The following is a 12,390-nucleotide window of genomic DNA, read 5'->3' as shown; positions in this document are numbered from 1 at the left end:
CGGGCCCACACCGGCTTCTACCACCCCGTCCTGCTCCCCCGGGCCCCCTGACCTCCCGGACCTCCCCCACGACGCCCCGCCGCCTCCCCCACGGCAGGCGGCGGAACTCTTTCACGCCCGCACTTCTGCCGACGCGTGTTACTTTTTACTCATGCGAGTAAATCCTCAGGACCCCACGGCTCCGGAGAGCGGCCGGAGCTTCGTCACGGACGCCCGACGCGCCCAGATCGTCACCGCCGCCATCGAGGTCGTCGCCGAACTCGGTTACGGCCGGGCCTCGTTCGCGCAGATCGCCAAGCGCGCCGGGCTGTCCAGCGTGCGGCTGATCTCGTACCACTTCGACGACAAGGAAGACCTCTTCCAGGCCCTGGTCGACACCGTCCAGGAACAGGCCCGCACCGCCATGCAGCCGCGGATCCGCGCCCAGCACGAGCCGGCCGCGATGCTGGCCGCCTACATCGAGGCGAACCTCGACTTCCTCGCCGAACACCCCGTCGCGGTCCGGGCGTTGGTGGACGTCCTCGCCAACGCCCGCCGGGAGGACGGCAGTCCGCTGGTCAGCCCGGCCGGCTTCGACACCCCCGTCGCCCTGCTGGTGCAGCACCTGCGGGACGGCCAGCGCACCGGCGCCTTCCGCCCCTTCGACCCCGAGGCGATGGCCACCGCGATCCGCGCCTCGATCGACGCGGCCGCCAACCGGCTCGCCGCCGGGGCCGACTTCGACCCGCGCGCCTACGGCCGTGAACTGGTCACCCTGTTCGACCTCGCCACCCGGAACGGCGGCGCGTCATGACCGTCCACGCCGCTCCCCGGGAGGGACGGGCCCGCCGGAGCACCGCCGCCTTACCCCTGCTGCTCGACCTCGTCCTGCCGCTCGGCGCCTACTACGGGCTGCGCCTCGCAGGCGTGGACCAGTGGTGGTCGCTGCTGTGGTCGGCCGCGATCCCGGCGGTCGCCGTCGTCGTCCGACTGGTCCGCACCCGGCGCCTCGACCTCCTCGCCCTGCTGATCCTCACCATGATCGGACTCGGGCTCGTCCTCTCCTCGCTCACCGGCGACCCCCGCGCCCTGCTGATCCGCGAGGCCTGGACCGGCATGCTCGGCGGGCTGATCGGCGTCTGGCTGCTCGCCTCCGTCGGCTTCGGACGCCCGGCGCTGATGCTCCTGTTCCGCTCCTTCGTCCAGGTCAAGTCGGGCGAGGCCGGGCTGCGCGCCTGGGAGGAGCGGTGGGAGGAGGACGCGGCCTTCCGTCGCGGCGTCCGGGTGCTCACCGCGGTCTGGGGCGCGGCCAGCCTGCTCAACGCCTTCGCCCAACTCGCCTTCGCCTACCTGCTGCCGGTCGACGCCGCGCCCGCCGCGATGCACGCCTGCTGGCCGGTCATCGCCGTACCGCTCTTCCTGTTCCACCTCGCCTACACCAAGCGCCGCGGCCTGCGGGCCTGAGGCGGGGGCGCCGCCCCGCCCGGTTGCTCCGTCCAGGTCATGCCGCGTGACCGGGGCGGGTGCCGGTCGTTCCCCAGGGCGACCGTCGAGCGGGGGACTCCGGGTCCGGCGAGCCCGATCGGGTGCGGCGGATGCACAGTGAGAGAGCACAACTGCATGACTGATGCGACCACTTGTCCGACCGCTGCGCCACAGGCCGAGGCACCACCGGCCGCTCGGATCACCGGGACAGAACCCGAAACCGACGCCGTCACGTCCGCGCGGGCAGCGGGCGCACGTCGACCCCGGCGGCGCGCGACGGCGGTCGCCGAGGCCGTCGTCGGCCTGGTCACCGGCGTCGGCTTCCTGTTCTGGGCCCGCAGCATCGACGTGAACCCGCTGGTCCGGATCGGCCAGGTGAGCGGCCTCGCCGGTCTCCAACTGCACGCCGCGGTGGTCGCCGTGCCCGTCCTCGCGGTGCTGCTGTACGTCGCGCACCGCGCCGGCCCCGACCGCTACCGTCCGGCACTGCGGCTCGGATGCGCGGTGATCGCGGGGCTGAGCACCGGCCTGGTCGCCGGCGGTATCGCGGTGGCGCTGCACGGAACCCCGTGGGGGCTCGGCGGGCAGGAGGGCGACCCGGGCAATGTGATGGGCATGGCCGACGACATGATCCGCGGCCAAGGCCTGCCCGGGGTCTACCCGCCGCTCTTCCCGGCGCTGTTGGCCGTGTGGGCCGAGCTGTTCCACGGCGCCCACGGTGCCGTCGCGGGCGTCGGATTCGCCATGCAGGACCTGCAACTGCTGTGCACCGCCGTCGCCGGCCCGCTCGCCTACCTGGCCTGGCGGCTGCTGCTCCGGCCCTTCTGGGCCCTGCTGATCGCGGCGCCCGCCGCGGTGCTCTTCATCGACCCCATCCGCCCCTACAGCCACAGCGCCATGCTGGTCATGGTGCCGCTGCTGGCCGCCTGCCTGCGCGACCTGCGCCGGGCGCACCGGCTGCCGACCCGCACCGCCGTCCGGCGGGCGGTCGCGTACGGTTCCGCGATGGGCGTGGTGTTCCTCTGGTACTCCGGCTGGTTCGTCTGGGCCGCTCCCGGTGTCCTCGTCCTGAGCGGGTTCTCGATCCCCTGGCGGGCGGGGACGGCGCGCCTGCTGCGGACGCTGCTCTTCCTGGGGGTGACGGTGGTGAGCGCCGCGGTGGTCGGCGCGCCGCTGCTCTACCAGCTGGTCCGGTTCGGTGCGACGACCAAGGACCGCTACGCGATGATCACGGTCTACGCCGATCCCGCCTACGTGATGGGATGGGCGTCCGACCGCGCCGGCACGCAGACCTACCACAACTGGCCGGTCGGCGGTGAGCTGGCCGGGCAGAGCGCGTTCACCCTGCTGCTCCTCGCGGCGGCGGCACTCGCGATCGGCCTCGGTTCGGGAGGCGTCCTGGTGCGGACCGTCGCCACCGTCCTGGTCAGCTCCTGGCTGCTCCGGTTCTGGTTCGCCGCGCAGATGGAGCGCACCCAGGCCGTGCAGCTCTACCCGCGGACGACGTGGATCATCATGTACTGCCTGATCGTCCTGGCGGTGCTCGGACTGATGCTGGCCGTCCGGCGCGCGGCGGCCTGGAGCCGCACGCTGTCCCGGCCCGGCGGCGGCCCGGCCACCGGGCGGAACCTCCTGGCGGTCCGCCGGGTCACCGCGGCCGGGGTCTGCGCGATCGCGCTGTTCACCGCCATGGCCGGCTCGTGGTCGGCCAACCGGTACATGCCGACCACCGCCTCGGGAGTCCTGGACATGGGCCTGGACGCCTGGCGCGCCCACGTGCTCAAGGACGCCACCGGCCAGTGCCCCCGGTACTCGCCCGTCGCCACCTGTGCCGGCGTCAACCAGGACCTGACCGCACGGAGGGAGGCCTCCGACGACCCCGCGCTGTGGTGCGCCGGCGTCCCCGCCGCCGAGTGGCCGGTGACCTGCGGCCGCCGGGCCCCGTGGGCCTGACGGGCGTGGGCCGGAGCATCAGGTCTCGCGCTGCGGGTGGTAGGCCGTCTCCGGTATGCCGAACGTCCAGGCGACTCCGGCCCGGGCCGTCCGGGTGCTCGGCGGGACGCGCAGCCAGTAGGTGCGGGAGGTGCCGTCGGGCTCGGGCGTGGAGTTGACCACCTCGACCATCACCACCGGTTCGTCGTCCGGCAGGACGATCCGCCACAGCACTCCCGTCTCGTCGCGGTGGACGGGCTCCGCGCCGGAGTCGGCGAGGTACCGCTCGTAGCCGTAGTGCTCCAGCAGCACGCGGCGCAGCTCGGCGTTCTCCTCGGTGCGGATCCGCTCGGCCGTCACCTCGGCGAGGCCCGCCAGGAACTCGGCGGGGACGGGCATCCCGCGCCAGGCGTGCAGCGCGAAGCCGTCCGGGTACTCCAGGGCGGGGCCGTCCGCCCGGTCGAGCCGGCCGGCCTCGTCGCGGTGCAGGACGACGGGCCGTTCGGAGACCAGCGCCACCTCCTGGTACGGCCACCACCAGCCGGCTCCCCGCCCCACCTCGGCGAGCGGTGCGACGGCCTCGACGCCCGCGCCGGCGGCCTCCAGGGCGGCGAACCAGGGTGCGTCGTGCTGGCCGCGCACCGCGTCCAGCAGGGCGAGGCGGACGGTGGTGCGCCGGCTCCGGGCAGCGGCGGCCCCGGCGCCGGTGGCCGGGGCACCGGCGGAGGCCCGGTCGCTGCCGGCGGCCCGGTCGCGATCGGCCTCGGGCGCGAGCCGGTCGAGCACGGCGTTGCGCACCCGCTCGGCCAGCGGCGTGCTGACCGGGCCGAGTTCACCGCCGGTCAACGCCCAGTGCGCGGCCCAGCCGGCCGGGCCGACCTGCTCGACGGCGCGCCGCCGGGCCTCCTCCCAGGGCCGGGTGCGGACCTCCTCGCGCACGCTCACCGCGCCGGCGGCCCGCAGCTCCAGCGCCGCCTCGGCGGCCGCGAGCGGCGAGCCGAACCAGCGCACGGCCGCCGGTTCGGGCAGCCCGGCGGGCCGGTAGGCGGCCCGCACCGCGCGTTCGACCGCCGCCCGGTCGGCCGGCCCGGTGGCGGCCGAAGCGGCCCGCCAGCGCGCCGTGGCCCCGGCCGCGCCGACCGCCCCGCCGGGCCCACCGGCCTCGCCGCGTCCGCCCGCGCCCGCATCGGTCGGGTTGGCCCGGATCACCGTCTCCGTCGTCATCGTCTGCTCCGTTCCCCGGCCGGGCTCCCCACCCGGCCGTCCGTTCCCGTTCGCTTCCCCGTGCCGCGTCGGCACCTGCACCGGCACCCGCTCCCGCGCCCGCTCCTACTCCCGCAGCTCAGTCCGCGACCACCCGCACCGCGCCCGGCACGTACTCGCGCTGGCGGACCACCCGGTACCACCCCTTGGGCAGCGGTATCGCCGCGTGCTCCTCGTGCACCACCCGGCCGCCCTCCGGCAGGTGCAGCCAGGCCTCGCCGAAGGGCCCGGCCTCCCGGCGCAGTTCACCGGGGCCGACCACGGCGTGGGCATGGCCGGTGACCTCGCCGAGCGCGAGCACCATCCGGCCCCGCGCGTCCCGGGGCTGCACGGCCAGCCCGGACACCCGCAGCGGCACCACGACCTCCGCGACCGGCACGATCAACACATCACCCTGGCGGTACATCAGTCCTCCCACGCCGTACGGCCGGACCCCGGCGGGCGCCGGAACCCACGGCTCCGCCCGACCGGACACGGTCACGCTCCGGAGCCACGACCAGAACGTAGAGCAAGGGTCTGACAACGCGCCCGGGCCGCCACCCGGCCACCGGTCTGTCGGACCCGCCTGGTAGACAGTCGTTCGGTCCGATTCCCCGGAGGAGCAGCGCATGACCGTCAACCACCACCTCGAACAGTTCCACGGTCTCCCGGTCTTCGACTTCGTCCAGGCCCTGGAGGCGGCGGAGGCAGCCGGGCCGACCGACGGCGCCGGGCCCGCCCCGCTGCCGGACGCGGCCGCGGTCGCCTGGCGGATCCGGCTCGACTACGAGTCCGAGCGGACGTGGCCCGAACGCTGGCAGCAGTTCCTCGAGGCCGTCGACACCGAGCGGGTCGCCGCCCTGGTGATCGGCCAGTGGGCACCGGACGAGCCGGACTCCTTCCGGGAGCCGCTGGAGGCGGTGGTCGCCGCCGCGCCCCGACTGCCCGCCCTGCGCGCGCTGTTCGCCGGGGACGTCACGTACGAGGAGTGCGAGATCTCCTGGATCCAGCAGTGCGACGTGACGCCGCTGTTGACGGCCTTCCCGGCACTGGCCGAGCTGGTGGTGCGCGGCGCCTCGGAGGACTGGGAGGGTCAGGGCGGCCTCGCCCTCCAGCCGCTGCGGCACGAGGCGCTCAAGGCGCTGCGCTTCGAGGCGGGCGGCCTGCCGGCCACGGTGGTCCGCGCGGTGGCCGGCTGCGAGTTCCCCGCGCTGGAGCGGCTGGAGCTCTGGCTGGGGGTGGACAACTACGGCGGCGACGCCACGATCGGCGATCTGACGCCCTTCCTGGACGGCACCGGGCTGCCCGCGCTGCGCCACCTCGGCCTGCAGAACTGCGAGTTCCAGGACGAGATCGCCGCCGCCCTCGCCCACGCCCCCGTGGTCGCCCGGCTGGAGTCGCTCAACCTCTCCATGGGCGTGCTGACCGACCAGGGCGCGGCCGCCCTCCTGGAGGGCCAGCCGCTCACCCACCTGCGCGCACTCGACCTCCACCACCACTACCTCACCGAGGAGATGCAACAGCGCCTGCGCCAGGCCCTGCCCGGCGTCGACCTCGACCTCACCGAGGCGGGCAAGCCGGACGACCGGTGGCGCTACGTCGCCGTCGCCGAATAGTCCGCACCGCCCCCTCCGGCTCCACCTGTCCCGCACCCGCCCGAGCACACCCGCCAGGATCCGACATGACGGTCTCGCACCACCTCAAGCACTTCCACGAGCTGCCGATCCACGAGTTCGCCCCCGACGACACCCGACACCGGCCCGCCGCCGGCGAGGTCGCCTGGCGGCTGGCCCTGGAGTACGACGCCAAGCACGGCTTCGAGGAGCTCTGGCGGTCCTTCCTCCAGTCCGTCGACCCGGCCGGGGTCCGCGCCCTGGTGATCGGCCCCTGGTGGCAGGGCGGCTACTCCCCCGTGCGGGTCGCGGTCGAGGCGATGGCGGCCGCGGCCGACCGCCTGCCCGCGCTGGAGGCGGTCTTCCTCGGCGACGTCACCTTCGACGAGTGCGAGATCTCCTGGCTGGAGATGGGCGACGTCACCCCGCTGCTGACGGCCTTCCCCCGGCTGGCCTCGCTGACCGTGCGCGGCAGCATGGACCTCTGCCTCCTCCCGGTGCGGCACGACCGGCTGACGTCCCTGTGCTTCGAGTCCGGCGGTCTGCCGGCCACCGTGGTCCGCGCGGTGGCCGGCTCCGAACTGCCCGCGCTGGAGCGGCTGGAGCTCTGGCTCGGCGTCGACGAGTACGGCGGCGACACCACGCTGGACGACCTGGCACCCTTCCTGGACGGCTCGCGCCTGCCGCGGCTGCGCCACCTCGGCCTGCAGAACAGCGAGTTCCAGGACGAGATCGCCGCCGCCCTCGCCCACGCCCCCGTGGTCGCCCGGCTGGAGTCGCTCAGCCTCTCCATGGGCGTGCTCTCCGACGAGGGCGCGGCCGCCCTGCTGGAGGGCCAGCCGCTCACCCACCTGCGCGCACTCGACCTCCACCACCACTACCTCACCGAGGAGATGGGACAACGCCTGCGCCAGGCCCTGCCCGGCGTCGACCTCGACCTCACCGAGGCGGAGGACGCGGGCGAGGACGACGAGGACCGTTACGTCGCGGTCGCCGAGTAGCCGCAGGCGCAGGCGGAGACCGGAAACGGACAGGGACACGGACGCGAACACGGCAACGGCAACGGCAACGGAGAGAGGAGACGGCACGATGACCCAGCGGTTGACCGTCCTCGGCAACCCCGGGCACCGGCGGGTGACGCTGTTCACCGCCGCCGCCCGGGCCGCCGGCCTGCCCGAGCCCTCGGTGCTGCCCTGGCTGGACGTCCTGCGCGGCGGGTACCGGCTGCCGGAGGGCACCCTGCTGCGCATCGAGTCGCCCGGCGAGGAGCCGCTGGTCGACGAGCTGCTCCGCGGCCCGGCGCTCGGCTCCGGCTACGCGCCGACCAGGGTCGAGGGCACGGCCGCCTGGTACACCGGGATGCTGACCGCTCTGCGCGGGCTGGCCGCACACCCCGGCGTGCGGCTGCTCGGCGATCCGGAGGAGATCGCCGTGATGTTCGACAAGCGCCGGGCGCACGCACTGCTCGCCGCGGCCGGCGTGCCGGTGCCCCGGGCGCTCCCCGGCCCGGCTCCCGGCGGCGAGCTCTCCGGCTGGGAACAGCTGCGCTCGCGGCTCGCCGCGGCCGGTCTGCACCGGGTCTTCGTCAAGCCCGCGCACGGCTCCTCCGCCTCCGGGGTGATCGCCCTGGAGTTCGGCCCGCGCGGACGACTCCTGGCCACCACCTCGGTCGAGCTGGCCGACGGCCGACTGCACAACTCGCTGCGGGTGCGCCGCTACCGCGACGAGCGGGAGGTCGCCGAGATCGTCGACCGCCTGGCGCCGGACGGGCTGCACGTCGAGCAGTGGATCCCGAAGGCCTCCCAGTCCGGCCGCTCGGCGGACCTGCGCGTCGTGGTGGTCGAGGGCCGGGCCACCCACGCGGTGGTGCGCACCAGCTCCCAGCCGATGACCAACCTGCACCTCGGCGGCGCCCGGGGCAGCCTCGACCTGGCCCGGGAGGCGGCCGGCCCGGCCTGGCCCACGCTGCTGGAGACGGCCGAGCGGGCGGCGGCCTGCTTCCCCGGCTCCCCGATGGTCGGGGTGGACGTCCTGCCCACCGCGGGCTGGCGCCGCGCCCTGGTCGGCGAGGTGAACGCCTTCGGCGACCTGCTGCCCGGGCTGACCGGCCTGCCCGGAGGCCCGGCCGAGGGCCTCGACACCTACGGCGCCCAGCTCGCCGCCCTCGCCCGGCGCCCCGACCCCACCACCCGTACCGACCGCACAGAGCCCCGCTCCCCCGCCCCGACGCACCACCAGAGCATGGAACCCTCCCGATGAACCACCAGCCCACGCCCGAGACGGCCGCCCCGAACCCCGACATGAACGCGGTGGTCGGCAGCCACGACCTGCTGCTCGTCACCCTCGACACGCTGCGCTTCGACGTCGCCGAGGAGCTGGCCGGGGCCGGCCGGATCCCGAACCTCGCCGCCTTCCTGCCCGGCGGCCGGTGGGAGCGCCGGCATGCGCCCGGCAGCTTCACCTACGCCTCCCACCAGGCGATCATGGCCGGTTTCCTGCCCACCCCGGCCGCTCCCGGCGGCCCGCACCCGCGCCTGTTCGCGGCCCGCTTCGCCGGTTCGGAGAGCACCGCCACCCGTACCTGGGTGTTCGACGCGGCGGACCTTCCGACCGCTCTGGGGGCGGCCGGGTACCGGACGGTCTGCATCGGCGGCGTCGGCTTCTTCAACAAGCAGGGCCCGCTCGGCTCGGTCCTGCCCGGCCTGTTCCAGGAGAGCCACTGGGAGCCCTCGATGGGCGTGGCCTCCCCCGCCTCCTTCGAGGAGCAGGTCGCCCGGGCCGAGCGGGTCGCCGCCGAACAGCCCGCCGACCAGCCGCTGTTCCTGTTCCTGAACGTCTCGGCGCTGCACCAGCCCAACTGGTTCCACCTGCCGGGTGCCACCCGCGAGCACGGCGACTCGCGGGCCAGCCACGCCGCCGCCCTGGAGTACGTGGACGCCCACATCGGCCGCCTCTTCACCGCGATGAGCGCCCGCCGCCCCTGCTTCGCCGTCGTCTGCTCCGACCACGGCACGGCGTACGGCGAGGACGGCTACACCGGGCACCGGATCGGCCACGAGGTGGTCTGGACGGTCCCGTACGCCCACTTCACCGTCCCGGCCGGCCACGGCACTGCCACCGCCCCCTCCCCCGCCTCCACTCCGTCCATCCCCTCCATCCCCGAGGAGCGCGCATGATCACCGCACCCCCGCTCCCCGACTCGCCGTACCAGTCCTACGTCTACGCCTACCCGCACAAGACGGCCTACCGCCCGCTGCCCGAGCGCCCGCTGCTCGGCGAGCTCTGGGCCGGGGAGCCGCAGCACGCGCTCTCGCTCTACCTGCACGTCCCGTTCTGCGAGGTCCGCTGCGGCTTCTGCAACCTGTTCACCCGGATCGGCAGCCCCGAGGGCCTGACCACCGCCTACCTGGACGCCCTGGAGCGCCAGGCCGACGCCGTGCGCTCGGCCCTGGACGGCGACGCCCGGTTCGCGCTGGCCGCGTTCGGCGGCGGCACCCCGACGTATCTGACGGCCGCCGAGCTGGAGCGGCTGTGCGACATCGCCGAGCAGCGGATGGGCGCCGACCTGCGGGCCGTGCCGCTCTCCGTGGAGGCCTCACCCGCCACCGCGACCGCCGACCGGCTGGAGGTGCTGGCCGCCCGCGGCACCACCCGGCTGAGCCTGGGGGTGCAGTCCTTCGACGACACCGAGGCCCGCTCGGCCGTCCGCCCGCAGAAGCGCGCCGAGGTGGAGGCCGCCCTGGCCCGGATCCGGGCCGCCGGGATACCGGTGCTGAACATCGACCTCATCTACGGCATCGACGGCCAGACCGAGGCGAGCTGGCTGCGTTCACTGGACGCGGCCCTGCACTGGCAGCCCGAGGAGCTCTACCTCTACCCGCTGTACGTCCGCCCGCTGACCGGCCTGGCCCGGCGCGGCGAGCAGGAGAGCGCCGCCGCCTGGGACACCCGCCGGCTCGCGCTCTACCGGTCCGGCCGGGACCACCTGCTGGCCAACGGCTACCAGCAGGTGTCGATGCGGATGTTCCGCCGCGCGGCCTCCCCGCAGGCCGGCCAGGGCGAGTACGCCTGCCAGACCGACGGCATGGTCGGCCTGGGCTGCGGCGCCCGCTCCTACACCTCGCGGCTGCACTACTCCTTCGACTACGCGGTGAACGCCACCGAGGTGCGCAGCATCATCGACCGCTTCGTCACCACCGAGGACTTCCACCACGCCGAACACGGTTTCCGGATGGACGGCGGCGAGCCGCGTCGCCGCCACCTCGTCCAGTCGCTGCTCCAGGCCGAGGGCATGCCCCTGGCCGACTACCGCGCCCGCTTCGGCAGTTCGCCGGCCGAGGACTTCGCCGCGGAGCTGGCGGGCTTCGCCGAGCGCGGCTGGCTGGCCGCCGACCCGGAGCGGCTACGGCTCACCCCGGAGGGCCTGGCCCACTCGGACGCGGTCGGGCCGCTGCTGTTCTCGCCCGGGGTCCGGGCCCTGATGACGGGCTACGAGGCGAAATGACCTTCCTCGGCATGCCCTCCGTCGCCCCCACCAACCCCGCCGCCCCGGTCGAGGCCGACGCCGCCGCCGGCACCCCCGACGCGGCGCGGCCGCGCGACCTCACCCTGCTCTACCGCGGCCCGCTCGCCTCCTGCGACTACGACTGCCCCTACTGCCCGTTCGCCAAGCGCCGCGACTCGCCCGAGCAGCTGCGCGCCGACCGGGCCGCGCTGGAACGCTTCACCGCCTGGGCCACCGCCCGCGCGGGCACCGGTGACACCCTGTCGTTGCTGTTCACCCCCTGGGGCGAGGGCCTGGTCCGCTCCTGGTACCGCCGCGCGCTGGTCGAGCTGAGCCGGCTCCCGCACGTGCGCCGGGTCGCGATCCAGACCAACCTGAGCTGCCGTACCGGGTGGCTGGCCGAGGCCGACCCCGCCACCCTCGCCCTGTGGGTCACCTACCACCCCGGCCAGGTGCCCTTCGACCGCTTCCTCGCCAAGTGCCGCGAGCTGGACGCGCTGGGCGTGCGGTACAGCGTCGGCGTGGTCGGGCAGCCGGACCACCTCCCCGAGGCCCGTCGGCTGCGCGCGGCGCTCGCCCCCGAGGTGTACCTGTGGATCAACGCGGCCGAGGGCCGCAGCTACACCGATGCCGAGGCCGCGCAGTGGACGGCCATCGACCCGCACTTCGGCTACAGCCGGCACGCCCATCCGAGCGCCGGGCTGCCCTGCCGCACCGGCGATTCGGTGCTCTCCGTGGACGGCGACGGCACGGTGCGCCGCTGCCACTTCGTCCGGGACGTCCTCGGCAACCTCTACGACGGCAGCTACCGCGCCCGGCTGCGGCCGCGCCCCTGCCCGCTGCCGGTCTGCGACTGCCACATCGGGTACGTCCACCTGGAGACGCTGCCGCTGTACGAGCTGTTCGGCACGGGCGTACTGGAACGGGTGCCGCAGGAGTGGACTCGGGGCGGCTGACCGTCCGCCCTCGCCCTGACCGTCCGCGCCCCCGCCGCCCCGGCCGCCCGCGCCTGCACCCCCGTGTGACCGGCCGCGCACGGCCCGCAGCGCTCCCCGGCCCACCGGGCGCCCGGCCGCGTACCTCCCTAGCCTGGTAACCGAGAGGAGGCGAACCACCATGCTTGGAGACGGACCGCTGCAAGCAGTCATCCCCGCCACCGATCTCGCCCGCGCCAAGGCCTTCTACACCGATGCCCTCGGCCTCAAGGTCGTCGAGGAGGGCGAGGAGGAGCTGACCGGCGAATGCGGCGCGACCCAGTTCACCATCTACCGCACCCCCAGCGGCGGCCAGGCCGCCCACACCCTCGCCAGTTTCAAGGTCGCCGACCTCGACGGCGAGATGGCCGCCCTGCGTGAGCGCGGCATCACCTTCGAGGAGTACGACTTCCCCGGCCTCAAGACGGTCAACGGGGTCGCCGAGGGCGAGGGCATGCGCGCCGCCTGGTTCAAGGACAGCGAGGGCAACATCCTCTGCGTGGCCCAGCGCGTCGGAAGCTGACCCATCCCCGACCGATCCCCCCACCCCACCGCACCCGGGACCGGGGGGGGGGGGGGGGCGGCGGCCGGGCGGGGGGCGGGGGGCCCGGGGCCCCCACCGCGCGCCCCCCCCAGAAGGGAGAGCAGCACAGACCACCCC

The 12,390-nt window shown here is 74.9% G+C and carries 12 protein-coding genes; 10 read left to right on the top strand and 2 right to left on the bottom strand.

Going from position 1 to position 12,390, the window contains the following annotated elements:
- Window positions 1-151 precede the first annotated feature (151 nt).
- The 3 genes from ACFWXO_RS34260 to ACFWXO_RS34250 all read left to right on the top strand — a co-directional run bounded on the left by ACFWXO_RS34260 (window position 152) and on the right by ACFWXO_RS34250 (window position 3,417).
- A complete protein-coding gene (locus tag ACFWXO_RS34260; RefSeq protein WP_380528896.1) occupies window positions 152-793 on the top strand; it encodes a TetR/AcrR family transcriptional regulator in 642 nt (213 codons plus the stop codon).
- Window positions 790-1,443, top strand: a complete 654-nt coding sequence (locus tag ACFWXO_RS34255; protein WP_380528894.1) for a VC0807 family protein — start codon at window positions 790-792, stop codon at window positions 1,441-1,443. The genes ACFWXO_RS34260 and ACFWXO_RS34255 overlap by 4 nt, the downstream gene beginning before the upstream one ends.
- A gap of 156 nt (window positions 1,444-1,599) precedes the next feature.
- Complete coding sequence (locus ACFWXO_RS34250; protein WP_380528892.1) at window positions 1,600-3,417, top strand: hypothetical protein; 1,818 nt, start codon at window positions 1,600-1,602, stop codon at window positions 3,415-3,417.
- An 18-nt stretch (window positions 3,418-3,435) separates the two neighbouring features.
- On the opposite strand, the gene ACFWXO_RS34245 is transcribed toward ACFWXO_RS34250, so the two are convergent.
- Both ACFWXO_RS34245 and ACFWXO_RS34240 read right to left on the bottom strand, forming a co-directional pair.
- A complete protein-coding gene (locus ACFWXO_RS34245) occupies window positions 3,436-4,620 on the bottom strand; it encodes a DUF6745 domain-containing protein (protein WP_380528890.1) in 1,185 nt (394 codons plus the stop codon).
- Window positions 4,621-4,738: 118 nt separating this feature from the next.
- Window positions 4,739-5,065: a hypothetical protein gene (locus ACFWXO_RS34240; protein WP_375896837.1), complete on the bottom strand. Its 327-nt coding sequence runs from the start codon at window positions 5,063-5,065 to the stop codon at window positions 4,739-4,741.
- A 202-nt stretch (window positions 5,066-5,267) separates the two neighbouring features.
- On the opposite strand from ACFWXO_RS34240, the gene ACFWXO_RS34235 reads away from it, so the two are divergent.
- The 7 genes from ACFWXO_RS34235 (at window position 5,268) to ACFWXO_RS34205 (ending at window position 12,252) form a co-directional block, all read left to right on the top strand.
- Window positions 5,268-6,254: an STM4015 family protein gene (locus ACFWXO_RS34235; protein WP_380528888.1), complete on the top strand. Its 987-nt coding sequence runs from the start codon at window positions 5,268-5,270 to the stop codon at window positions 6,252-6,254.
- Window positions 6,255-6,319: 65 nt separating this feature from the next.
- Complete coding sequence (locus ACFWXO_RS34230; RefSeq protein WP_380528886.1) at window positions 6,320-7,252, top strand: STM4015 family protein; 933 nt, start codon at window positions 6,320-6,322, stop codon at window positions 7,250-7,252.
- An 88-nt stretch (window positions 7,253-7,340) separates the two neighbouring features.
- The gene (locus ACFWXO_RS34225; RefSeq protein WP_380528884.1) at window positions 7,341-8,510 is read left to right on the top strand and encodes an STM4014 family protein; all 1,170 of its coding nucleotides are present in this window, start codon (window positions 7,341-7,343) and stop codon (window positions 8,508-8,510) included.
- A 41-nt stretch (window positions 8,511-8,551) separates the two neighbouring features.
- Window positions 8,552-9,427: an STM4013/SEN3800 family hydrolase gene (locus ACFWXO_RS34220; RefSeq protein ID WP_380528930.1), complete on the top strand. Its 876-nt coding sequence runs from the start codon at window positions 8,552-8,554 to the stop codon at window positions 9,425-9,427.
- Window positions 9,424-10,755: an STM4012 family radical SAM protein gene (locus ACFWXO_RS34215; RefSeq protein WP_380528882.1), complete on the top strand. Its 1,332-nt coding sequence runs from the start codon at window positions 9,424-9,426 to the stop codon at window positions 10,753-10,755. The genes ACFWXO_RS34220 and ACFWXO_RS34215 overlap by 4 nt, the downstream gene beginning before the upstream one ends.
- Window positions 10,756-10,766: 11 nt before the next feature.
- Window positions 10,767-11,711, top strand: coding sequence for an STM4011 family radical SAM protein (locus ACFWXO_RS34210; RefSeq protein ID WP_380528880.1), 945 nt, complete (start codon window positions 10,767-10,769; stop codon window positions 11,709-11,711).
- Between the two features lie 160 nt (window positions 11,712-11,871).
- Window positions 11,872-12,252, top strand: coding sequence for a VOC family protein (locus tag ACFWXO_RS34205; RefSeq protein ID WP_375896821.1), 381 nt, complete (start codon window positions 11,872-11,874; stop codon window positions 12,250-12,252).
- Window positions 12,253-12,390 lie beyond the last annotated feature (138 nt).

The organism is Kitasatospora sp. NPDC059088, from assembly GCF_042738155.1.
GTDB lineage: Bacteria > Actinomycetota > Actinomycetes > Streptomycetales > Streptomycetaceae > Kitasatospora.
The sequence above is the reverse complement of the archived record's forward strand: the minus strand, read 5'-3'. Positions and strand labels throughout refer to the sequence as shown.

Bases quoted from the DNA above. Each gene is read 5' to 3' on its own strand.
- ACFWXO_RS34250 (WP_380528892.1), top strand. From the start codon at position 1,600: ATGACTGATGCGACCACTTGTCCGACCGCTGCGCCACAGGCCGAGGCA.
- ACFWXO_RS34205 (WP_375896821.1), top strand. From the start codon at position 11,872: ATGCTTGGAGACGGACCGCTGCAAGCAGTCATCCCCGCCACCGATCTC.
- ACFWXO_RS34215 (WP_380528882.1), top strand. From the start codon at position 9,424: ATGATCACCGCACCCCCGCTCCCCGACTCGCCGTACCAGTCCTACGTC.
- ACFWXO_RS34260 (WP_380528896.1), top strand. From the start codon at position 152: ATGCGAGTAAATCCTCAGGACCCCACGGCTCCGGAGAGCGGCCGGAGC.
- ACFWXO_RS34255 (WP_380528894.1), top strand. From the start codon at position 790: ATGACCGTCCACGCCGCTCCCCGGGAGGGACGGGCCCGCCGGAGCACC.
- ACFWXO_RS34235 (WP_380528888.1), top strand. From the start codon at position 5,268: ATGACCGTCAACCACCACCTCGAACAGTTCCACGGTCTCCCGGTCTTC.
- ACFWXO_RS34225 (WP_380528884.1), top strand. From the start codon at position 7,341: ATGACCCAGCGGTTGACCGTCCTCGGCAACCCCGGGCACCGGCGGGTG.
- ACFWXO_RS34210 (WP_380528880.1), top strand. From the start codon at position 10,767: ATGCCCTCCGTCGCCCCCACCAACCCCGCCGCCCCGGTCGAGGCCGAC.
- ACFWXO_RS34240 (WP_375896837.1), bottom strand. From the start codon at position 5,065: ATGTACCGCCAGGGTGATGTGTTGATCGTGCCGGTCGCGGAGGTCGTG.
- ACFWXO_RS34230 (WP_380528886.1), top strand. From the start codon at position 6,320: ATGACGGTCTCGCACCACCTCAAGCACTTCCACGAGCTGCCGATCCAC.
- ACFWXO_RS34220 (WP_380528930.1), top strand. From the start codon at position 8,552: ATGAACGCGGTGGTCGGCAGCCACGACCTGCTGCTCGTCACCCTCGAC.
- ACFWXO_RS34245 (WP_380528890.1), bottom strand. From the start codon at position 4,620: ATGACGACGGAGACGGTGATCCGGGCCAACCCGACCGATGCGGGCGCG.